The sequence below is a fragment of the Arthrobacter sp. ISL-95 genome (genome assembly GCF_018613695.1).
Taxonomy (GTDB): Bacteria; Actinomycetota; Actinomycetes; order Actinomycetales; family Micrococcaceae; genus Arthrobacter.
Map to the genome: position 1 here is coordinate 80,868 of NZ_JAGGPR010000003.1, position 20,698 is coordinate 101,565.

Annotated in this window: 20 protein-coding genes and 1 riboswitch; of the genes, 8 read left to right on the forward strand and 12 right to left on the reverse strand. The window is 62.5% G+C overall.

Annotation, left to right across the window (positions count from 1 at the left end):
* Nucleotide 1 precedes the first annotated feature (1 nt).
* Both J7I86_RS02635 and J7I86_RS02640 read right to left on the reverse strand, forming a co-directional pair.
* On the reverse strand, nucleotides 2-1,687 hold the full coding sequence (locus J7I86_RS02635; protein ID WP_214815259.1) for an ABC transporter substrate-binding protein: 1,686 nt from the start codon (nucleotides 1,685-1,687) through the stop codon (nucleotides 2-4).
* Entirely contained in the window at nucleotides 1,684-3,381 is a 1,698-nt protein-coding gene (locus tag J7I86_RS02640) for an amidohydrolase (protein ID WP_214815261.1), read from the reverse strand. The genes J7I86_RS02635 and J7I86_RS02640 overlap by 4 nt, the downstream gene beginning before the upstream one ends.
* A gap of 178 nt (nucleotides 3,382-3,559) precedes the next feature.
* Here J7I86_RS02640 and J7I86_RS02645 point away from each other — a divergent pair, with 178 nt between their 5' ends.
* Nucleotides 3,560-4,240 carry a TetR/AcrR family transcriptional regulator gene (locus J7I86_RS02645; RefSeq protein ID WP_286179233.1) on the forward strand — a complete coding sequence of 227 codons (681 nt, stop codon included), beginning with the start codon at nucleotides 3,560-3,562 and terminating at the stop codon, nucleotides 4,238-4,240.
* A gap of 136 nt (nucleotides 4,241-4,376) precedes the next feature.
* Nucleotides 4,377-5,855 (forward strand): gamma-aminobutyraldehyde dehydrogenase, encoded by a 1,479-nt coding sequence (locus J7I86_RS02650; protein WP_214815265.1) that lies wholly within the window; start codon nucleotides 4,377-4,379, stop codon nucleotides 5,853-5,855.
* A gap of 39 nt (nucleotides 5,856-5,894) precedes the next feature.
* Here J7I86_RS02650 and J7I86_RS02655 read toward each other — a convergent pair whose 3' ends face one another.
* Nucleotides 5,895-6,863 carry an EamA family transporter gene (locus J7I86_RS02655; RefSeq protein ID WP_309476646.1) on the reverse strand — a complete coding sequence of 323 codons (969 nt, stop codon included), beginning with the start codon at nucleotides 6,861-6,863 and terminating at the stop codon, nucleotides 5,895-5,897.
* 72 nt (nucleotides 6,864-6,935) lie between these two features.
* Here J7I86_RS02655 and J7I86_RS02660 point away from each other — a divergent pair, with 72 nt between their 5' ends.
* A complete protein-coding gene (locus tag J7I86_RS02660; protein WP_214815267.1) occupies nucleotides 6,936-7,853 on the forward strand; it encodes a LysR family transcriptional regulator in 918 nt (305 codons plus the stop codon).
* Nucleotides 7,854-7,978: 125 nt separating this feature from the next.
* A complete protein-coding gene (locus J7I86_RS02665) occupies nucleotides 7,979-8,305 on the forward strand; it encodes a hypothetical protein (RefSeq protein ID WP_309476647.1) in 327 nt (108 codons plus the stop codon).
* On the opposite strand, the gene J7I86_RS02670 is transcribed toward J7I86_RS02665, so the two are convergent.
* Both J7I86_RS02670 and J7I86_RS02675 read right to left on the reverse strand, forming a co-directional pair.
* Complete coding sequence (locus J7I86_RS02670; RefSeq protein ID WP_214815268.1) at nucleotides 8,306-8,830, reverse strand: histidine phosphatase family protein; 525 nt, start codon at nucleotides 8,828-8,830, stop codon at nucleotides 8,306-8,308. It lies immediately after the preceding gene.
* 355 nt (nucleotides 8,831-9,185) lie between these two features.
* On the reverse strand, nucleotides 9,186-10,052 hold the full coding sequence (locus J7I86_RS02675; protein WP_159735484.1) for a winged helix-turn-helix domain-containing protein: 867 nt from the start codon (nucleotides 10,050-10,052) through the stop codon (nucleotides 9,186-9,188).
* A 759-nt stretch (nucleotides 10,053-10,811) separates the two neighbouring features.
* On the opposite strand from J7I86_RS02675, the gene J7I86_RS02680 reads away from it, so the two are divergent.
* The 3 genes from J7I86_RS02680 (at nucleotide 10,812) to J7I86_RS02690 (ending at nucleotide 14,233) form a co-directional block, all read left to right on the forward strand.
* A complete protein-coding gene (locus tag J7I86_RS02680) occupies nucleotides 10,812-11,552 on the forward strand; it encodes a response regulator transcription factor (protein ID WP_214815270.1) in 741 nt (246 codons plus the stop codon).
* A 20-nt stretch (nucleotides 11,553-11,572) separates the two neighbouring features.
* Nucleotides 11,573-13,072 (forward strand): HAMP domain-containing sensor histidine kinase, encoded by a 1,500-nt coding sequence (locus J7I86_RS02685; RefSeq protein WP_214815272.1) that lies wholly within the window; start codon nucleotides 11,573-11,575, stop codon nucleotides 13,070-13,072.
* Between the two features lie 109 nt (nucleotides 13,073-13,181).
* Nucleotides 13,182-13,368, forward strand: a riboswitch (cyclic di-AMP (ydaO/yuaA leader).
* 1 nt (nucleotide 13,369) lies between these two features.
* Nucleotides 13,370-14,233 carry a hypothetical protein gene (locus tag J7I86_RS02690; protein ID WP_214815274.1) on the forward strand — a complete coding sequence of 288 codons (864 nt, stop codon included), beginning with the start codon at nucleotides 13,370-13,372 and terminating at the stop codon, nucleotides 14,231-14,233.
* A 135-nt stretch (nucleotides 14,234-14,368) separates the two neighbouring features.
* Here J7I86_RS02690 and J7I86_RS02695 read toward each other — a convergent pair whose 3' ends face one another.
* The 4 genes from J7I86_RS02695 to upp form a co-directional block, all read right to left on the reverse strand.
* Entirely contained in the window at nucleotides 14,369-15,760 is a 1,392-nt protein-coding gene (locus J7I86_RS02695; RefSeq protein WP_214815276.1) for an aminotransferase class V-fold PLP-dependent enzyme, read from the reverse strand.
* A gap of 61 nt (nucleotides 15,761-15,821) precedes the next feature.
* A complete protein-coding gene (locus J7I86_RS02700) occupies nucleotides 15,822-16,505 on the reverse strand; it encodes an HAD-IA family hydrolase (RefSeq protein WP_214815279.1) in 684 nt (227 codons plus the stop codon).
* Nucleotides 16,506-16,550: 45 nt separating this feature from the next.
* Nucleotides 16,551-16,928: a VOC family protein gene (locus tag J7I86_RS02705; protein WP_214815281.1), complete on the reverse strand. Its 378-nt coding sequence runs from the start codon at nucleotides 16,926-16,928 to the stop codon at nucleotides 16,551-16,553.
* 45 nt (nucleotides 16,929-16,973) lie between these two features.
* Nucleotides 16,974-17,609: a uracil phosphoribosyltransferase gene (upp, locus tag J7I86_RS02710; RefSeq protein WP_017198151.1), complete on the reverse strand. Its 636-nt coding sequence runs from the start codon at nucleotides 17,607-17,609 to the stop codon at nucleotides 16,974-16,976.
* Between the two features lie 22 nt (nucleotides 17,610-17,631).
* On the opposite strand from upp, the gene J7I86_RS02715 reads away from it, so the two are divergent.
* Nucleotides 17,632-18,168 (forward strand): nucleoside deaminase, encoded by a 537-nt coding sequence (locus J7I86_RS02715; RefSeq protein ID WP_214815283.1) that lies wholly within the window; start codon nucleotides 17,632-17,634, stop codon nucleotides 18,166-18,168.
* 34 nt (nucleotides 18,169-18,202) lie between these two features.
* Here J7I86_RS02715 and J7I86_RS02720 read toward each other — a convergent pair whose 3' ends face one another.
* Genes J7I86_RS02720 through J7I86_RS02730 form a run of 3 tightly spaced genes read right to left on the reverse strand, consistent with a single transcriptional unit; the run spans nucleotide 18,203 to nucleotide 20,622 of the window.
* A complete protein-coding gene (locus J7I86_RS02720; protein WP_309476648.1) occupies nucleotides 18,203-19,204 on the reverse strand; it encodes a glycosyltransferase family 4 protein in 1,002 nt (333 codons plus the stop codon).
* A 14-nt stretch (nucleotides 19,205-19,218) separates the two neighbouring features.
* Entirely contained in the window at nucleotides 19,219-19,617 is a 399-nt protein-coding gene (locus J7I86_RS02725; protein WP_024819572.1) for a 6-carboxytetrahydropterin synthase, read from the reverse strand.
* Nucleotides 19,618-19,620: 3 nt separating this feature from the next.
* A complete protein-coding gene (locus J7I86_RS02730) occupies nucleotides 19,621-20,622 on the reverse strand; it encodes a zinc-binding alcohol dehydrogenase (RefSeq protein ID WP_214815285.1) in 1,002 nt (333 codons plus the stop codon).
* Nucleotides 20,623-20,698 lie beyond the last annotated feature (76 nt).

The window sequence follows — 20,698 nt, forward strand, 5'->3', positions numbered from 1 at the left end:
GTCAGCGACCTCCTATCTGGGCTGCCCACGGGAAGTACATGTAGTTGATGGAGGGGTCCGCCCCGGTGATGCGTTTGCCCTGCCACATGGACGTGACAGTCTCATAGAGAGGCCCCCACACCACGTCATCGGCGGCCAGCTTGGCGGCCTGGCCCGTGAGCTTGCCCCGGGCGTCGGGGTCCTGCACGGTGTACGCGGTGTTGACCAAGTCATCGAATTCCGGGTTGCTCCAGCCGCCATAGTTGCTGAAATCGCCGGTGCGCAGCACGCTGTACATCTCCAAGGGCTCGGTGCTGGAGAGGTACCAGGAAGTCACCAGAAGGTCCACGTTCTTGCGGGCCTCAGGATCGGAGAAGAGCGTGGTGTATTTGTCGTTGGACATGGTCTGGATTTCGGGGTCCAGGCCAATCTCCTTGGCCGCGGATGCGATGGCCCGTGCCGTGATGTCGAAAGCTGCGTTCAGTGAGGCCGTGGCGAAGACGAACTTGCTGCCCTCGGCCCCTGCTTCCTGGATGAGTTTCTTGGCTTCTTCCAGGTCATAGGGCGTGGACAACAAGCCGTCGAAAGCCTCTTCCGCAGTCTGGGTAGGAACGTCCTTCCACACACTCTTGGTGGTCAGCGCATCCGTCTTCTTCGCATAGCCCTGTTCGGCCGCTTTGATCAAGGCTTCACGGTTGATGGCCATCATCAGCGCTTTGCGGACCCGGACGTCCTTGAACGTGCCGGCGAGGTTGGTGAAGACCATGCTTTGCACCGACGTATCCTCGCCGAAGTACAAGGACCCGGCGTCTTTGTTGGCCTTCAGGATGTCCATGGCGTTTGACGGGATCGCGAAGCCACCGTCAATTTCGCCGGTCTGGAACGCGTTGATCCGGGACGTGGCATCGGGGAGCATCTTGAAAGTGACCTGGCCTGACTTGGCTTTGAGCTCCGGATCCCAGTAATCGTCGAACCGTTTGAGGGTGATGCTTTCCCCGGCTTCCCATTGCTCGAACATGAAGGGGCCGGTGCAGTTCACGCCGGTGCTGGAGTTGCCGTAGTCCTTGCCCGCCGCTTGCAGGGTCTTGGCGGACTCCACCACGCCTGTGGCTCCCACCAGGGAGCTGTTGAACACGTAGTCCGGCCGGGTGGTGGTCACGGTGACCTCGAAGTCGCCGGTCTTCTCGATTGAGTCCACGTTCTGGTACGCGGAGGCCCAGAAGGAACCCACTTCCGGGTCCACATGGCGGCTCAGGGAAGCCACAACATCGTCCGCCGTCATCTCGCTGCCGTCGTGGAATTTCACTCCCTGCCGGATGGTGTAAACCCACGTCAACGGATCCGGATTCTCCACCCTTGTGGCCAGGCCCGGCGACGTGGACAGGTCCGCATTCCAACGGAACAACGACTCACACACATTGGACAGGACAGTGTTGTCCGGGTAGTCGAAGGCGTACGCATAGTCCAGCGAGAACGGCTCCGCGTACATGGCCCAGTTGAAGTTATCGATCTCCTTGGTAGGGGCCGGAGTGGAGTCGGACACGGTGAACTTGGCTCCGTCCGCGGCGTCCGTCACGCCGGCGGGCCGGACGCCGCAGCCGCCCAGAACCAAGCCGGCCACGACGGCGGCGACGCCTACCGCGGTGATGCGCGACGGCGTCGTCCGCTGTTTGTTGCCTCCGGCACCGCGCTCTGTTGGCGGCCTCATGGCATCACCCTGGCGGGCTGGACTTGGTTGTCACGGGTGAGCGCACGATCGTAAACGCACTCGCCCCCAATCCACGTCTGCGTCACCACCGCACGGTGCAGTTCCTCCGCCGGGAGGTCGAAAACGTTCAGGTCCAGAACGGCGAGGTCCGCGAGTTTTCCCGGTTCCAACGTTCCCGTTTCAGCGTCCAAGTGGTTGATCCAGGCGGAGCCGTAAGTGTAGGCATCCAGGATCTGTTTGAGGCTGAGCTTCTGTGATTCAGGACCGAGCGGTGGCAGGTCCTCCTCCGGTGCGGTTCGGTTGACTGCTACGTGGCTGGCTGCGATGGGGTCCGCCGTGGAGACCGGCCAGTCGCTTCCTGCCACCAAACGTGCGCCTGCGGAGGCCAGTTCACCGAAGGGGTAGTGCCTGTCCTCGGCACCTGGTTCAAGGAACGGGAGGGTCAGGGTGTCCATCTGTTCTTCGTGGCAGGCCCAGAGAGCCTGCACGTTGGCCGCCGCATTCAACGCTGCAAAGCGGGGAACATCCTCGCTGCGGACTACCTGAAGGTGGGCAAGGTGGTGCCGCTGATCGTTGGGCCCGTTGCTGTCCCGCGCTGCCTCGAGCGCGTCCAGAGCGTCAGTCACGGCGCGGTCGCCCAGTGCATGGAAGTGGAGTTGCATACCTGCGGCGTCAATGGCCGTGACGAACTTCTTCAGCTCATCCGGTTCGAAGAACTCAATGCCTCGGTTGTCCGTGTGATGGCCATGGTGATCGAGATAGACGTGGTGCATGGCGGCGGTGTAGTTCTCAGCCACACCATCCACCATGACTTTGACGGTGTTGGCGTTGAGCATCTGGTGATCGAAGCTGCTGGCCACCCTATCCCGGCGTTCCACAATTGCTTCCAGCTGGCCTATTCCGGCCGTGCGGTTCCACCATTGGCATGCTGTGACCCGGACTTTGAGGTCTCCTGCCTTCGCCGCATCCATGTAGACGTTCAAATGATCGGCATGTTCGCCCTCCGGGATAGGAACCCAGGCGTCCTGCCAGGCCGTAATGCCTTGCGCCAGGAGAAGTTTCTGGGATGCGAGCAGGCCCTGGTACGCCAGCCCGTACGGCACCGGCGGTTTGGCCGCGTTGAACAGGTCCATGGCACCTTCATGAACTGTGCCGGCCGGTCTCCCGTCCTCTTCACGTTCCAACCGTCCGCCCTCCGGATCAGGTGTTTCTGCGCTGATTCCCGCGGCTGCAAAGGCTGTGGTGTTGGCCCATGCCCCGTGGTGGTCCCGGTTGATGAGGTAGACGGGCCGGTCCGGCACCACCTCGTCCAGTAGTCCGCGCGTGGGAGTGCCGCCGGGGAAGAAGTCCATGGACCACCCGGCACCCAAAATCCAAGGTTCGTCCGGGTTTTCCTCTGCATATCGGGCAACACGTGCCACGGCCTCTTCTGCACTGCTGGCCTCTGTGAGGTCGCACTGGAGCAGTTCGATGCCGGCGAAGATGGGGTGAACGTGGGCGTCCTGGAAACCGGGCACCACCAGCTGACCTTGCAGGTCCACCCTGCGAGTGTCCGGTGTGACAGTTCTGTTGACGTCCTCGGGCTGACCGACAGCGATGATCCGGCCTTCGGTTATTGCGAGGTTTGCGCGGAGGGGCCCGGCGTCGTTGCCGGTGTACACCCATCCGTTCTCAAACAAAATCTCTGCGTGCACGGCTGAGTCCTTTCGTGGGAAATTCAACTCTGCGAGACACACTATGAGCCAGATCACATTAAAGTCAACAGTGTTGACATCAATGCTGACAAAGACTTTCACTGGACCTTGAAAGGAGGGCGCCATGAATCAGGTAGGTTGATATTCAACCGGGGATCGCATGGAAGGTGGACAACTGATGGTGCAGCCAGCACAATCGACGGACCGCCGCACGCGCCTGGACCCCGCCACCATCATTGACGCCGTCCTACGGATCTCCCGTCAGGAACTCGGGGAACGGCTTACAGTCCGCCGGCTGGGACAGGAACTTGAGGTAGACGCCACCGCCGTCTATCGCCATTTTCGGAACCGGGACGCGATTGTCAGGGCAGCGCTGGACCAGCTGTTCATGATGTCCGTGGAGCGCACGCTGGCCATCGCACGGGACCTTCACTGGCGTGCCCGGCTGGAGGCGTACCTCGACGAACTCCTCAAAGCTTTCATGCAGCACCCGTCCTTGGGGAGCGAGTCATTCGCCACGGACACGTACGGCCCGGGCGAGTTGAAAGCAATCGAGTTCGTTCTGCAATGCCTCACTGACGCGGGGCTCGCAGAGGACCGCGTGGTGCACTACTACGCGGCCCTGGAAAGCTACACCCTTGCACTCGGCGCGGGAATCGCGGTTGAAATCCAGCGGCTACCGGACTCCGAAGGCCACGATCCTTGGCTCAACCCCCGGGTTTTCACACGCATCACCGGTCACCCGCTCCTTGAAAAACACCACGAAGCACTACAAAACCTGGACTCCCTCAAGGCTTTCCAGGCCGGTCTGGCTGCGATTCTGGACAGCGCCGAACGGGAAAGCACCAAGCAGGCCTGACCGGCCTGCTGCCCCGGACCGGCTGCCTGCTTTACCAGCAACACACCCACACTTCCCCACACGACGCCACCACCCGGCGTCATTCATTCAGCACTGCCCGGACAGCGACGCCCGGCAGGGAAAGCACGGTACCCCCATGCACCAATTCATCAACGGAAAACTGCTGTCCGGCACCTCTGGAAACAGCCTCGACGTCATCAACCCGGCCACCTCCGAGGTAGTGGAAACGGTGGGACTCGCTTCACTGAAGGATCTGGAGTCGGCAGTGGCGGCCGCCCGTTCAGCCTTCCCGGGTTGGTCCCGGACTGCCCCGGGCGAACGCGCCGGGATCCTGCATACGTTCGCCCGCATCATGGAAGATCGAGCGGAGGAATTCGCCCGGGTTGAGAGTTCGCAAACGGGCAAACCCCTGGGGTTGACCAGGGAGTTCGACGTCCCCGGGACCATCGACAACATCGACTTCTTCGCAGGAGCTGCACGACACCTCGAGGGCAAGGCCACCGCCGAGTATTCGCCCCAGCACACATCCTCCATCCGTCGGGAGTCCATTGGCGTGGTGGGGTCCATCGCCCCGTGGAACTACCCGCTGCAGATGGCAGCGTGGAAGATCCTTCCAGCCATTGCGGCCGGCAACACCATTATTCTCAAGCCCGCCGAGATCACCCCGCTGACGTCCCTGATGTTCGCGCAAGCGCTCAGCGATGCCGGACTGCCCGACGGCGTGGTGAACGTGGTTGTGGGCGACGGCGCCACCGTTGGGGTAGCGCTCATGCGGCACCCGGACGTGGACATGGTCTCCTTCACCGGCTCCACAGCAGTGGGCCGCACGGTCCTGGAGGCTGCTGCCGTCAACGCCAAACGCGTGCACCTTGAGTTGGGTGGCAAGGCACCGTTCGTGGTGTTCGATGACGCCAACCTGGACGCTGCTGTACATGGCGCAGTGGCCGGATCACTGATCAACACGGGCCAGGACTGCACCGCTGCAACACGGGCAATCGTGCACCGGAGCGTTTACGAGGAGTTCGTGGCGAAGGTTGCTGCCCGCTTTGAGGGGATTATCCTGGGCGCGCCCGGGGATAACGATGCGGACCTTGGCCCGCTGGTCTCGTTCAAGCAGCGCGACCATGTGGCAGCGATGGTGGATCGTGCACGGAGCTACAGCAAGGTCATGGCCGGCGGCTACGCTCCTACGGATGGGGGCTTGGAGAGAGGCGCCTTCTACCGGCCCACGCTGGTGGTTGACGCGGCTCCGGACTCGGAAATCGTCAAGGACGAAGTGTTCGGTCCGGTCCTGGTGGTCCTGCCCTTCGACACCGACGACCAAGCGATCCACCTGGCCAACGACACCGTCTACGGACTCGCCGCCTCCGCCTGGACAAACAACCTTCAGCGGGCATTGCGGGCTACCCGTGAGATCAAGGCCGGCTGCGTCTGGGTCAACGACCACGTCCCGATCATCTCGGAGATGCCCCACGGAGGCTTCAAGCAATCCGGCTTCGGCAAGGACATGTCTGCCTACTCGTTTGAGGAGTACACCCAAGTCAAGCATGTGATGTTCGAGTTGGAGGGCGTTAGCGAGAAGGACTGGCACCGGACAATCTTCACCTTGCGCTAATTCCCTGCGTTGCGGGGCCCGCTCTGCGTGCTTGCGGGATTAGGGCCCACGCCGCCCGGGTTCCCTGGCTGAGCTTGCGAAGTGAGGGAGGCGGTGGGGATGCAGAGCGGGCCTCACAACGGGTGTTTCCGGCCGGATTTTGCGTCCAGCACCGAGCACTGCCGTGGCTACTCCCAGGAGGAGGATCAGCCCGCCAAGGATCTCGGTCAGCGTGGGAATCTCGTTGAGGACGAGCCACGCGGCCGTCATCCCCACCACCGGGACCAGGAGCGTAAAGGGCACGACGTCGGAACTCGGGTACAGCGACAACAGCCGGTTCCAGATGCCGTAACCAATCAGGGACGCGAACACCGCCGTGTAGATCGCGCTCAGGATGGTGGCGGGCTGCAAGTCAGTGAGGGTCGCCCACACGGTGTCCGGCCCGTCCACCACCAGCGACAAAGCAGCCAACGGAACCGGAACCACCGCACCGGACCACACCACCAGGCCCAGGCCGGAGGCTGCTTTGGAATGCCGGGCCACCACATTGCCTACGGCCCAGGACAATGCTGCTGCCAGGACGATCATTAGCGGAAGAACCGGTGCCACCGCGCTGCGACCCAACGCCACCACCCCCAGGCCCACAACGCCCAACACCACGCCGGCCACTTGGCGGCGGCTCGGCCTTTCGCCGAGGACCCTTGAAGCAAGCAAAATGGTGAACAGAACCTGCGCCTGAAGGACCAGCGACGCCAATCCCGCCGGCATCCCGAGGGCCATACCCAAATACAGGAGGCCGAATTGGCCGGCGCTCATGAAGAGCCCGACGCCGACAATCGCCTTCCAGCCCACCTTTGGTTTGCGGATGAACAGGATGAACGGAAAAACTACCAGCAAGAAGCGCATGGCGACGAAGAGCAGCGGCGGGACTTCCCTGCCGTTGGCGTGCAGGCCGAGGTCAATAGCAACGAAGTTAATGCCCCACAGGACAGCAACAAGGGTGGCGAGGGCAGAGTGGCGAAGGTTCACAAGTACACTCTGGCGCTCTTTTAGTTGAAGCACCAGCGTTGAATTCAGCATAGAACAGCGTAGATTTGCTTCATGATCGATATTTCGGCGTTGAGGGCCTTAGTGGCCGTTGAGCAGCATGGCTCTGTTGTGGCGGCATCGGACGTGATGGGCTTCAGTCCATCCGCAGTATCGCAACAGATCAAGAAACTCGAGAAGCAAACCGGCGTCACCGTCCTGGAACGCAATGGGCGGGGGGTGCTTCTCACGGAGCGCGGCCTGGCATTGGCGGGCTACGGTCGGCGGATCATGGGCGAGCTCGAAGAACTCCAAGCCACCCTGCTGGCAGATCCCGCGAAACCGTCCGGTTTGCTGAGGCTCGTTGCTTTTTCCACGGCTTGCCGAGGCCTGGTGGGACCGGTTCTCGGGCGTATGGCGGCTGAGCACTCCACCTTGGACATCACCGTACTGGCCGAGGATCCCCGCGAGGCAGTGCAAAGAGTCGCGTCCGGCGAAGCGGAACTCGCGGTAGTCCATAACTGGAACTCGGTACCCTTGGTGATCCCCGAGAACCTGGTGCTTGAGGATCTTTGCACTGACCAGGCCGATGTCCTCGTCAACAGCACCCACGCACTCGCCGGAAGCGCCGCCGTCGAGCGTGAAGACTTACTCAACGAGACGTGGATCAGCACCCCGGCGGGTGCCATCTGCAATGAGGCTTTGTTGCAGATCTTTGCGGGACTAGGCAAAGTCCCCGACATCCGCATATACGATCCCGACTTTTCCACCCACGTCGCGATGGTGGAGCAAGGCGTGGCGGTAGCACTGGTGCCGCGGCTCGGCAGGCCTCCACTTCCTGACGGAGTGGTTGCCATCCCGGTGATCAACCCCGTGCAGCAACGGTCCGTGGGCGTGGTGTACCGGAGGACGATGACCGCCAGCCCCAACATCCGGATCGCCGTTCGAATGCTTCGCGAAGTGGCGGATTCGTTGCCCCTGCCGCAAGGCTGATCAGGAGCGATCACGTCACACAGTGGAACATTCGACGCTCATGCAGCTGTTAGCTTAGGCTAACCTTACCTAGCTGCCGCGCCATCCGAGGGCCCGGCCGTCGACTCCTTGAAGGGGCCCGAACTGTGGAAGCAATCCTCTTTCCGACGGACATGAACCACCACCACACGTATGGTCTGGTGAGCTACATCCTGATTGACGACGGACTCTATCCCAGCGCCCACAATCGGCGGGATCCCTACGCACTTCCGGCGTTCGACATCCGCGGCCAATGGGTTTACCCCAGCCGCTACAACGAATATTTGGCACCGCAGTTGCCGGTCTACATGTTCGACGGCGAATACCTGATCGCCACCGGGCACGGCGAAGAAGCCGCGGGCTTGCCGGTGTTCGAGATCCGCTGCATGTGCATGCCGCAACTGTCCTACGGGGACTCAAACAACCCGCAATAGTTATTGGCGGGGAACTGTGAAGTGCGTCAACCGAGCATCCTGCCCGTCCAGTTCAGCCCACAACTTTTCCGTTTCCATCACCGTCAACGCACTCGTTGGGTATCTGGTGGCGGCATCCATGTAGGCGTCATGGTTAGAATCGCGGGAGGCCAGGTGCATGGCAAGATCCTGGACTCCAGGCATGTGGGAAATGACCATCAGCGTGGTCACAGTGTCCGGAACGTGGTTGATGACCGTCAACATGCGGTTAGCCGAGGCGGAGTACAGCCCATCTTCAAGCTTGGGTGTCGGGGCTTTGTCACCCAACTCGTCGCACACCCAGGTGCAGGTCTGACGGGTTCTCAACGCTGACGAGCACAGAATGAAATCAGGTACCACACCGTTCCGGAGCAACCATTTACCGGCCAGCGGAGCCTCCCGATGCCCGCGCTCCTGCAAGGGACGCTCATGATCAGGCACGCCCGTGGGCCAATCAGCCTTGGCATGCCGCATGATCACCAGGCGCTTAATGTGATGGTCACTCATAACCCAACCCTATCCGGCGCAGGCTCCCTTCCCCCGCGGCTTCCTGACCTTCTTTCGACAGAGGACAGCCCTAGGTCAACCTGGTGCGGTTGCTCACGGGGCTGTTGACACGTCAAAGTCGGTCAGGACCACTCGCACGCCGCTCCGTCATCACCAACTTTGAATCCACGGACCCTTGGACACGCCGTGCAGCGGGCGTGTTGAGGGGATTTCGCGGCCAATGTGGGTGGTGGCCGCACACTCCGACGCGCAGGCGCAAAGGGATCGTCCCGCGAGAGTGGCAGCACCACGGGATTACCCCGCAAAAGCGAAAGCGCCCGCCCTTACAGGACGAACGCTTTCGCTGCAGTGGTGCTTAGATCGAGTATTCCGGAGCGGCCCAGACAATAACTTCGGGGTGCTCATAGAAGCGGTAGCCTTGGCCGCGGACCGTGCGGACGGTGTTGGCGAGGCGACCGAGCTTGGAACGGAGACGACGGATGTGGACGTCGATGGTGCGCTCGTTGGGCACCTCTTCGGCATTGCGCCACAGGCCCTCAAGCAATTCGTCACGACCCACGGTGCGGGTGCCGTTTTCGACGAGGTAATTGAGGAGTTCGAATTCCTTGAACGTCAGGTTCAGGGATTCGCCGTCGAGGTGCACTTCGCGGCGGGCGAGGTCGATCAGCACGCCGGAGGGGCGGGATTCCTGCTGCGGCGTCGGACGGGCGGCTTCGGTGCGCTGGCGTGCGGCAACGGTGGGGTCGCCGAAGGTGGAACGCACGACGTCGAGTGCTGAGCCGGGTGCCCCGGCGGGGGCAACTGCGACGGCGGCGTAGCTCTCCGCGCCGGTCACGAGGGACTGGGCGTAGGCCCGGATTTCCTGGGCAAGTTTGGCGATGGAAGTTCCCGCAGCGGCTGCGGTGTCTTCGTCAATGCCCATGTAGAGGACAAATCCGCGGGCCACATTGTCGTTGGCAACGGGGCGGAGCTTGTCCGACTGCGCAATCACAGGGGTGGGCGCAGTCATGGGCGCCGGCTCTGCTGTGGGGACCGCACGCAGCTGCCCATAGGAGTTGGGGTTGTAGCCCTGCGGCACATAACCGGGAGCCTGCTGCCCTGCCCCTTGGGGAGCTGGAGAGTAGCCGGGGCGATTGCCGAAGCCGGGGCGAAGCCCTGCGTTCGACGCGGCCTTGTTGGCGTTACGGACGGAGATGTGGACGTATCCAGATGCAACTGACATGGAGTGCTTACCTCAAAAGTGAATAGCCGTCATCGCGGCTTCGAATGCTGGTTGTCCCCGCAATGAGTTTGGGGAAGGGCGCCCAACGCTGGGCTAGGGGGCGAATGCCTGAAACTTCTTGGGGTGGAAAGTTAGGCTTGCATTCGACAACAGCGGTCATCATGGCCAGCGGGTGTACTGGGCCAGGTTGCTGCGGCTGCAGGTGCTGTTGAGTTCTTGTTCACATTGGAAGTGTGCAACGTAACAATGGCAACACGCAAGTAACAAAGCGCTGAACCGTCCACATTTTGAGACGCAGAGGTCTATTGTGCTGCAAATCACAATTCAGCTGAGCGTGTAAATGAATGGCATTTCATTCGTCTGGAGCGAGAAATATTCGACGTCCAGTGAATTTTCTTCGGTGAATCGGGCATGATGTGCATCCGCGTTCCCGTGAACCGCCACGCCGCGGAATCTCACGATCTGAAACAGTTGTTGTCCAATCGTGCGAAGCCGCGCTCAACAAATTCTTCAGAAAATTCTGCTACAAGCTGTAGAAACAGCTAAACCCAAGGATCTGCGCCTAAGGGGACAGGGATAGCTGCACTCGTGGGGAAATCCCAAGCAGGGACTACTGCCCGCCAGGCATGTTGAGGAGTAGTGGCTCATGTGACCTGTGGACAGGCGTGTTTCGGCACCCCCCTCTCGCTAGTGTTGACTCACAGGGTCCTCACAGGGCCGGCAAAGCGCTGGCATACCGGCAGAACAGAGAGTTGTCCCATGGCCTCCTCGCACTCCATGACCAACAACCTCCCCCAGCTGTCACACCCGGACGGTTCCCCGATCCGCGCCCTGGTGGTGGACGATGAACCCAGCCTTGCCGAACTCATGAGCATGGGCCTGCGGATGGCGGGCTGGTCTGTGGCCGTGGCCGGCGACGGTCCCGAGGCTGTGAAGCTTGCGAAGGATTTTCGCCCTGACGTATTGGTCCTGGACGTCATGCTCCCCGGCTTCGACGGCGTGGAGGTCCTCAACCGCATCCGCACCTTCGCCCCGGAAGTTCCCGCGCTGTTCCTCACCGCCAAGGATGCCGTGCAGGACCGCATTGTGGGGCTCGCTGCCGGTGGTGACGACTACGTGACCAAGCCTTTCAGCATGGAAGAAGTCCTCCTTCGCCTCCACCGCCTGGTCCAGCGTTCGGGGGTGGCCGCCATGGACACTGCCGAACTTGTGGTGGGCGATCTCATCCTGAACTTGGACACCCGCGAAGTCACCCGGGGCGGCGAGGACATCCCACTCACTGCCACACAGTTTGAGCTTTTGCGCTACCTCATGGAGAACCCCAAACGGGTGGTCAGCAAAGCCCAGATCCTTGACCGCGTGTGGGACTACGACTTCGGCGGCCAGGCCAACATCGTGGAACTCTACATTTCCTACCTTCGGAAGAAGATTGAAGCCAATCATCCGCCCATGATCCACACCATCCGTGGCGCCGGATACGTCATCAAGCCAGCGGACTAGCGTTGAGCACACTTTCAGGAGTGGCCAAAAGCTCAGGTATCGCCGGAAAGCCACAGCGAAGCTGGCTCAACCCGTCCACCTGGCACTTGCGCACCCGGTTGGTCCTGGTGGCCATGGCCCTGCTGGTGGCCATCTGCGGAGCAATCGGGATTGTCAGCTACGCGTCCATGGACATGGTTTTCAATAAACAGCTGGACATACAGTTGCAGCAGGCGTCCAGCCGCGCCAATAACTTCGGTAGGCCGCCGTCCAACTTTCCTTCTTCACCTTCAGGAAGACCTGATCCGTTGGAGGCGCGCGGTCAGGCCGCAGGAACGTTGAACGCCCGGTTCGACGGATCCACGGTGAGCAGTTCGGGCCTGATTGACGCCAAAGGTAACCGCGTCTCCCTCTCCGGCGCGGACGAGCAAGTGCTGCTGGATCTGACCAAGGACAACCGTCCCGTGGACCGTTCGCTCTCCAATGGCGACTATCGGCTGGTGGCGGTCGAAAGCCCGTATGGTGATGTGATCGTGACGGGGCTGCCCTTGGCGGACAAGCAAAGCGCCGAGGCCTCGCTGGTGCGGACCATGGTGTTGGTTTCGTTGGGTGGACTGGTGCTGATCGGGCTCGCAGGTACGGTGATCATCCGGCGGACCATGCGGCCGTTGGAGCAGCTCTCCGAGGTGGCCACCAAGGTCTCGCGCCTCCCTCTCGACGCCGGTGAGGTGGCACTTGCGGTGCGCGTACCGCCGTCGGCCTCTCATCCAGGGACGGAAGTGGGCAGCGTAGGCCATGCTTTGAACCAAATGCTGAACAACGTCTCCAACGCACTGGAAGCAAGGCAGGAAAGCGAAACCAAAGTGCGCCAGTTCGTCGCTGATGCATCGCACGAACTCCGCACGCCGCTCACCGCGATCCGTGGCTACACCGAGCTGCTAAGGATGACCGAGAACTTCACTGACGACGGCAGGAAGTCGTTGGTGCGCATGCAAAGCCAATCCGAACGCATGACCACTTTGGTGGAGGATCTTCTGTTGTTGGCCAGGCTGGACGAGGGCCAGCCTTTGAAGGTTGAGGACGTTGACCTCACCCAATTGGTGATCGAGACAGTCAGTGACGAGAAAGTCATGGCACCGGATCACATTTGGCAGCTTCAGCTCCCTGATGAACCTGTTATGGTCCGCGGTGATGCGACGCAACTGCACCAGGTGCTGGCCAATCTGTTGTCCAATGCGCGCAAACACACCGACCCCGGCACCACCGTGGTCACGTGCGTTTTGCTCTCCGCCGATGGCAGCGCCAAGGTCACAGTGACGGATAACGGCCCGGGCATTCCCGCAGATTTCCAAGGCCGGATCTTTTCCCGCTTTGCTCGCGCCGATGCCGCCAGGTCAGGCTCTGAAGGCACCTCCGGACTTGGCCTGTCCATTGTTGAATCCATCATTTCGGCACATGGCGGTAGCGTGGAAGTGACCTCCCGCCCCGGACGCACAGAGTTCGCCCTCCGGCTCCCCGCCTCTAGCAACGAAGGCACATAACGAATCGGGCAAGTCGACTCACCGGCGCCGTGATCTCTGTTACCTAAATGTGACTTCTCGGGAAACCTCCTGTACCGTCGAAAGGGTGGGTTGTCCCTAGCAGGCCCACATCCGGGATGCGCCGAGCTCTGCCACTTCCCGGAGTCCGTTCTTTCTCCGAGGCAGAGACGGGGGACCCAGAGTCTCCGGACCCAGGCATTTATGCCGGTCCTTGGGGTGAAGCCGCAGCGTGATGCGCGGCCGGATGACCTCATCCGAACCCGACAGCTAACTCCGCAGGCGCTGAGAGGTAATCACATGTCTGAATTTAACGATCAGTCGCGCCCTTCGGCGCGTCACCGCGATGACCACAACGCACCGTTGACCAAGTCGCAAGCTGTCCTCAAGAACGCTGCCCGCGAGGGCAAGTCCGGCCACCGCATGTCAGTTGTAGCCGGTGTTGTTGCGGCCGCACTGGGCGTTGCATCGCTCGGAACTGCCGCTAACGCCGCACTGACCCTCCCTGAGGCTAGCCGCGTTGCCGGAACCCAAGCCAGCGCGCAGGCCAGCAGCAACAAGCCAGCTGAAATCTCTGCTTCCCTGGATGCTGCCGCCGCCAAGGGCGCCGCTGACCGGGCTGCTGCGGACAAGGCCGCTGCTGAGAAGGCTGCTGCCGATAAGGCGGCCGCTGACCAAGCAGCAGCCGCACAGGCCGCTGCCGATAAGGTTGCCGCAGACCAGGCTGCCGCCCAAGCCGCAGCCGAGAAGGCTGCTGCTGACGCCGCTGCCAAGCAGGCCGCCGACGCCGCTGCAGCCGCTGCCGCCGCACAAGCCGCAGAAGCCGCAGCCGCTGCTGCCGCCCCCAAGGCCGTAGACGATCCCGCTGCTGCAAAGGCCTACGCCGCGAGCGTCCTGGGTAGCTACGGCTGGAGCGCAGCTGAGATGACCGCTTTGAACACCCTGTGGGAGAAGGAATCCAACTGGAAGACCACTGCCACGAACGCTTCCAGCGGCGCCTACGGCATTGTCCAGTCCCTGCCTGCTTCCAAGATGGCGTCAGTTGGCGCTGACTGGCAGACCAACTACCAGACCCAGATCAAGTGGGGCCTGAACTACATCAAGGAGCGCTACGGATCCCCGTCGGCTGCCTTGGCCTTCCACCTGGCCAACAACTGGTACTAAACCAGACTGCTTGATTGCCGCGCCCGTTGCCGCCGTTCGCACCAGTACCTACTGGAGCGTATGGCGGGAACGGGCGCGGCTTTTGCCGTTTCACAGGTGCTGCGGGTGGTTTACAGGTACCTCCACCCAGGAACACTACGACTCCGGCTCGGCCTCCACCGCACCCCGCACGGCTGCAATGGACGCAGCGACGTCGCCGGCGTCCGTGGTCCAGTTACTCACCGAGATGCGGAGGATTCCCCGGCCCCGCCACGACGAACCGGACATCCACACGGCACCCTCGGCCATGAGCCTCTGGGTGACGCGGTGCGTGCGATCATCACTTCCGAAGCTCACCGAGACCTGCGTGAAGACGACGTCGTTGAGCACCTCCACACCAGGGATCGAGGCCAGCCCTTCAGCCAGGGCACGCGCGTTTGCCGCCAGGCGCTCCACCATGGAAATCACGCCATCCCGGCCCAATTGCCGGAGTGCGGCCCATACCGGAATGCCACGGGCACGGCGGGACATCTCGGGGACCTTGTCGAAAGGATCCCCCGGTCCGGCATCCGTAGCAATGAGGTAACTGGTGTGCACACTGAAAGCGCGCCTCAAGGCTTCCGGGCGGGCCACGATTGCCAGGCCACAGTCGTAGGGGACGTTCAGGGTTTTATGAGCGTCGGTTGCCCACGAATCGGCTTCCTCCACACCGGCCAGCCGGTCACGCAGCCTGGGACTCACGGCAGCCCACAAACCAAAGGCACCATCCACGTGCACCCATGCACCGCGATCGTGGGCCACAGCTATGGCTTCCTCCATGGGATCAAAGGCCCCTGAATGGAGGTTGCCGGCTTGCAGACTAACCAAAGATGGGCCTGGCTGCTGATCCATGGCCTCGGCCAGGGCGTCGGGATAGATGCGGCCTTCGTCGTCGGCGTCTACCGGAACGCAGGCGCCCAAACCGAGGTATCGCAACGCAAGATCCACTGCCGCGTGCCGTTCCCGGCCCGCAAAAGTTGTGATGCGTGGCGCGCCACTGAGGCCGAGGGCTTGAAGGTCCCACCCGGCCTCGTCCATCAGATACTGCCGGCCCGCCGCCAACCCCACGAAATTGGCCGTGGTGGCACCGGTGGTGAATCCGACGTCGGCGCCGGCGGGCAGGTGCAGGAGGTCCAAAAGCCAGGCAGCCGCAGATTCCTCGATTGCGGCAGCGGCAGGGGTGGCGAACCGGAGCCCGTTGTTCTGGTCCCAGGCGGAGACAAGCCAATCGGCGGCCATGGCTGCGGGCAGCGTTCCGCCCATGACCCAGCCAAAGAAGCGACCGGACTGGATCGTCATGAGCCCGGGCTCGGCTAGTGCGGCGAGCTCGTCAACTACCTCGGCCGCATCAGTAGCCCCGTCAGGGAGACGCTCCAAAATGCTTTTGGCCACCTGGTCGGCGTCTGAGGAAGGGCGGACAGAACGTGTAGGGACAGACGCCAGCCAGTCACCGGCGTGGACCATGGCCCGCTCCAATGCAGCACCGTACGCCTCCGGCATCGCAGACATGCGCACAGCCTACGCCCGGTTCATCACAGGGAACAGCCCAAGCAGCATTAGCCCAGCGGTACTAGAGGCTCAGAGTCAGGAGGTGACCGCCGTCGTCGTCCTTCACCGCGGTGACCGTCACTGCCGAGTAGTTCGGAATCCGCCACATACCCGGCTCCAGTTCCGCATTGTGCCTGGCAGCGGCCTTGCCCACCACCACGGTCCGCATCCCCGCGGCACGGGCGGCGGCAATACCGGCAGGTGCGTCTTCGAAAACCACGACGTCGGCCGGGTCGACTCCCAGCAGCGCTGCCGCCTTGAGGTACCCCTCCGGGTGCGGCTTGCCGCGGGTGACAGACTCGGCGGTGACCGCGGTGGATGGCATGGCGAGCCCGGCCGCCTGCATACGGATATCGGCAAGGACCCGGTCTGCAGACGTGACCAAGGCGATGGCTTCATCCGGAAGTCCCGCCAGCAAGGCCTCCGCCCCGGGAAGGGCGATCACGCCATCGGTCCGGGAGCGTTCCCTCTGGCCGAGTTCCGCGGTCAGTGCTTCGAAATCTGCACCGGCGGGCGCGTATCGGCGTACAGTATCGCCCGCCTGGACGCCGTGGGAAGTGCGTAGAATCTCGTCAAAATCCAAGCCGTAGCGCTCGGCGAACTCGAGCCAGACTTGCTCAACGATCGCCGTTGAATCCACCAGTGTGCCGTCCATGTCGAAGAGCACGGCACGGACGGTCAGCACGGGTTCGGCAGGATGGCTCATGAGTCCATCCTGCCGCACGCTCATGGGGTGGCGCCGAAGTGTGACTTAGCCGTTCGGCCGCTGCGGCAAGTACTGCAGCGCCCACTTGTTGCCGTCAGGGTCAGCGAAGTAGACGAAATGACCCCAATCCTGGACGTCGATGTCACTGACGTCCACGCCATTGGCCTTGAGTTGCTCGTGCGCCTTATTGATATCCGCCACCACCACTTGGAGGCTTGGCGCGGTCCCGGGAGGGGCGTCGCTGAGGCCCTCACCAATAGCAATGGAACATGCCGAACCCGGCGGTGTCAGCTGCACGAACCGGATGCCGTCCGTGGGACGCTCATCAAAATCGGCGTTGAAACCAACCTTATTGACGTAAAAGTCCTTCGCGCGGTCGACGTCCGACACAGGGACAAACACCAGTTCAAGTTTCCAGTCCATGCGCCACAGGCTAACGGGGCGCGCCGGAAACCGGTAGGGGCTTCCCTAACCCGCTACGCCGTAGAGGCGGTCCCCGGCGTCGCCCAAGCCCGGCACGATGTATGACTTTTCATTGAGCTTTTCGTCAATCGAGGCGAGGACGATCTTCACGTTGGCGTCGGAGAGCTCTTCCTCCAGCTTGGACAGTCCCTCCGGAGCGGCCAGCAGGCAGATGCACGTGACGTCCGAGGCGCCGCGCTTGAAGAGGAACTTGATGGCCTCACGCAGGGTGCCCCCCGTGGCGAGCATGGGGTCCAGGACAAAGATCTGGCGGCCGGTGAGGTCCTCGGGGAGGCGCTCCGCGTAAGTGATGATGTCCAGGGTTTCTTCGTCGCGGGCCATTCCCAGGAAGCCCACCTCGGCGGTGGGGACCAGCTTGGTCATGCCCTCAAGCATGCCAAGCCCTGCGCGAAGGATGGGGACCACCAGCGGAGTGGGCTTGGTGAAAGCCGTGCCAATGGTGGTGGTGACCGGAGTTTCGATCTCCACCGGCTGCGTCTTAACCTCGCGGGTGGCTTCATAGGCCAGGAGGGTGACGAGTTCTTCAGTGAGCTGCCGGAAGACCGGTGAAGGGGTGTTCTTATCCCGCAGAACGGTGAGCTTGTGAGCGACCAGCGGGTGGTCCACGACGAGTGTGCGCATCCCCCAAAACTATCATTGAGACATGAGCGCCACCGAGCCGTATCACGCAGACCACATGGCCTGGATGGGCCTTGCCCTGAACGAGGCCCGGTTGGCGCTGAAAACGGACGACGTACCAATTGGTGCCGTCGTCTTAGGGCCCGACGGCGGTGTGCTGGGTTCCGGACGCAACGAACGTGAAGCGCATGGGGACCCAACCGCCCACGCGGAGGTGGTTGCGATCCGTCAGGCTGCTGCTTCGCTGCGTCAACGCGCTCAGGATGCCGGCGCCGATGGTGACGGTTGGCGGCTTGAGGACTGCACTTTGGTGGTCACCCTTGAGCCGTGCGCTATGTGTGCGGGGGCTATTGTCCTGGCCAGGATTCCGCGGGTCGTGTTTGGCGCCTGGGACGAGAAGGCGGGAGCGGTGGGTTCCGTGTTCGATATCCTCCGCGAGCGCCGCCTCAACCACTGGGTGGAGGTCTACGCAGGAGTTCGCGAGGAGGAATGCGCGGCCCTGCTGAGGGATTTCTTCGCGACGCGCCGGGTACCCCTTACTCTCCCGCGAGATGGGATTTGATGACGATCCGGGTGCTTGGGATTGCCATTAACTGTCATCTCGCGGGGCGTTGGAGGGCCTCCAGGACGGTGGCAGCGGTGGTGTCCCAGTTGTGAAGGTGTTTACGGGCGTGGAGTGCGTTACTGCGCCAAGTCTGTTGCAGGGCTTTGTCGCCGAGCCACTTCTTGATGGTCTCGGTCAGGTTCTTGGGATCGCTGAGATCCAGTGCAGCACCCGCCCCGGAGCTGCCCAGCGCCTCCACTGCACCGGTCCCCTGCCGCACAAGAACCGGGACACCGTGCGCCAACGACTCCGTTACCACCATGCCAAAGCTTTCTGATCGCGATAGAAGGACGCTGAGGTCAGCTTTGTGCCACTGCTCTTCGAGGGCATCGCCGGTCAGCTCGGAGGTAACGCTGATGCGATTTTGGAGACCGGAATGCTCGACGGCGGCCCTCACCTCGGCGGCATAGCTTGGGTCAGTCTCGTCGGAACCGATGAGGGCTGCGGTCCAGGGTGCGTCAGATATGTGGCTCAGCGCCTCCACCAAGAGTGTCTGGCTCTTATTGGGCAGCAACGCCGCGACAGCCACGATATGCAGTGGCCGCGATCCCCTGGCAGGGTTTGCTTTTTCGGCCCCGGGAGTCGCGATGACGATGTCCTGCGTCCCGTGCCTCGTCTCGAGCTCAGCCGCTGCGTGGGCGCTGGGACAAATGATCCCTGTTGCGGCAACCAGCGCCTTGGCCTCAAGGTCATGGTGGTCCGCCAACGCCATGTGCGACAGGATCCACACCTTGGTCCCGGCATGGACCGCGTCGGTCACCTCATCCGGTGCCCCGCTCGCCACCAGTCCGTCGGCAATCACCGTTGTGCCGCCGTCGAGCATGTCAGCGAAACGTTGCCGGTCCGTTGGGCTCCCAACCGGCCAGTCGCCGTCGACCGTTACAGTGTCAACACTGGCACCCAACGCGGTCAGGTGCTCGGCGAGCTTGGCGTTGTACTTGTTGCCGCCGGAGCCGTGCCGGATATTCCCCGGGATCAGGAAGCGGATGTGCACTTACTTGACCGGGTTTACTTGACCGGGAGCTCCAGCGAGTAGCCCGCCCAAGCGTCCGGGTTTTCGCGAAGGACCACGTCAATACCTGTGAGGGCCGGACCATCGGCAGTGTCCTGGATTTGGGCGGCCATGGCGTCGGCAATGTGCTTCGCGAGAGCCTCCGTTGTAGAGAGTTTCCCCTTGAAAGCAGGGTGCTCGTCCAGGTTCTTGTAGTTCAGGTCGGCGAGCACCTCCTCAAGAATGCCGCCGGCGGCACCGATGTCAAGAACGATCGCGTCGTCATTAACGTTGGGGCGGCGGAAGGTGACTTCGGCCACGAACGTGGCGCCGTGCAGGCCCTGGGCTGGGCCGAACGCCTCGCGGGGAAGGCTGTGGGCGATCATGAAGTGGCGTCGGACGGTCAGGCTGAACATGTATTAATCCTCCGGGTGGGGGTAGGCGACCACGTGGCAGAAACCGCCGGGCCGTTCAAACATTTTCGTGAGGGTGTTGGGCAGGTTCTGGAACTGGCATTCGCTGGTGAGGAAGGTGTCGAAGAGCGGGTCTTTGAGTTGGTTCGCCGCTTCCTGCAGGCGCTGGGCATTAGTACGCCGATGCCTTCTGGGGAGGGCGACGGCGCCCACCTGGCTGGATCGGATGTTGAGCCTGCGGGCATGGAAGTCCTCGCCGAGCGGCAGGGTGACTTCCTTGTCGGCGAACCAGGAAAGTTCAATAACGTCAGAGTCGTCGCCGGCCAGTTGGAGGCTCAGCTTGAGGCCTTCGTTGGACGCGGAGCAGTGGAAGACGATGTCGTTGTTGTCCTGGGCTTCTTCGGGGAGTGCGAAGTCGACGTTGATGGTGTCCGCCAGCTTTCGCTTCTCCGGATCAGCATCCACCAACTGCAGGCGACCGAGCGGATACTTCCGCAGGAGCGTCGCCAGGACGCCGCCCACCAGGCCACCACCGACGACGGCGACACGGTCACCCAGCCGCGGCCCGGCTTCCCACAGCGCATTGATGGCCACCTCAACGATGCCCGTGAGGACAGCGCGGCGTGCTGGGACACCTTGTGGGATTGAGGTGAGCTGGCTCGTGGGCATCACGTAGAAGTCCTGGTGGGGGTGGAGGCTGAAGACAGTTTTCCCCCGCCATTCGTCCGGGCCTTCTTCCACAATGCCGACGTTCAGGTAGCCGTACTTCACCGGGCCAGGGAAGTCGCCTTCCTGGTGCGGGGCCTGCATGAGGTCGGCCACTCGTTCCGGGACGCGGCCTTCGTGAACTACACGCTCAGTGCCGCGGCTGACGCCTGAGTAGAGCGTCCTGACCAGGGCTTCTCCGTCTTCCGGCTTGGGGATCGTCTCGGAGCGCAGCTCGCCGGCGCCGGTCTCGGTGACCCAGTAGGCCCGGGCTTCGTGTTCATGTTCGTGCGAGATAGTCATGGTGCTTATGAATCTATCGCTGGCGCGCTGCGGACGGAAGTTGGCAGTATTTTGCTTGTTCCGTTCGCTTGCTTGC

Bases quoted from the DNA above. Each gene is read 5' to 3' on its own strand.
- J7I86_RS02635 (WP_214815259.1), bottom strand. From the start codon at position 1,687: ATGAGGCCGCCAACAGAGCGCGGTGCCGGAGGCAACAAACAGCGGACG.
- J7I86_RS02645 (WP_286179233.1), top strand. From the start codon at position 3,560: ATGGTGCAGCCAGCACAATCGACGGACCGCCGCACGCGCCTGGACCCC.
- J7I86_RS02650 (WP_214815265.1), top strand. From the start codon at position 4,377: ATGCACCAATTCATCAACGGAAAACTGCTGTCCGGCACCTCTGGAAAC.
- J7I86_RS02660 (WP_214815267.1), top strand. From the start codon at position 6,936: ATGATCGATATTTCGGCGTTGAGGGCCTTAGTGGCCGTTGAGCAGCAT.
- J7I86_RS02670 (WP_214815268.1), bottom strand. From the start codon at position 8,830: ATGAGTGACCATCACATTAAGCGCCTGGTGATCATGCGGCATGCCAAG.
- J7I86_RS02675 (WP_159735484.1), bottom strand. From the start codon at position 10,052: ATGTCAGTTGCATCTGGATACGTCCACATCTCCGTCCGTAACGCCAAC.
- J7I86_RS02680 (WP_214815270.1), top strand. From the start codon at position 10,812: ATGGCCTCCTCGCACTCCATGACCAACAACCTCCCCCAGCTGTCACAC.
- J7I86_RS02690 (WP_214815274.1), top strand. From the start codon at position 13,370: ATGTCTGAATTTAACGATCAGTCGCGCCCTTCGGCGCGTCACCGCGAT.
- J7I86_RS02695 (WP_214815276.1), bottom strand. From the start codon at position 15,760: ATGTCTGCGATGCCGGAGGCGTACGGTGCTGCATTGGAGCGGGCCATG.
- J7I86_RS02700 (WP_214815279.1), bottom strand. From the start codon at position 16,505: ATGAGCCATCCTGCCGAACCCGTGCTGACCGTCCGTGCCGTGCTCTTC.
- J7I86_RS02705 (WP_214815281.1), bottom strand. From the start codon at position 16,928: ATGGACTGGAAACTTGAACTGGTGTTTGTCCCTGTGTCGGACGTCGAC.
- upp (WP_017198151.1), bottom strand. From the start codon at position 17,609: ATGCGCACACTCGTCGTGGACCACCCGCTGGTCGCTCACAAGCTCACC.
- J7I86_RS02715 (WP_214815283.1), top strand. From the start codon at position 17,632: ATGAGCGCCACCGAGCCGTATCACGCAGACCACATGGCCTGGATGGGC.
- J7I86_RS02725 (WP_024819572.1), bottom strand. From the start codon at position 19,617: ATGTTCAGCCTGACCGTCCGACGCCACTTCATGATCGCCCACAGCCTT.
- J7I86_RS02730 (WP_214815285.1), bottom strand. From the start codon at position 20,622: ATGACTATCTCGCACGAACATGAACACGAAGCCCGGGCCTACTGGGTC.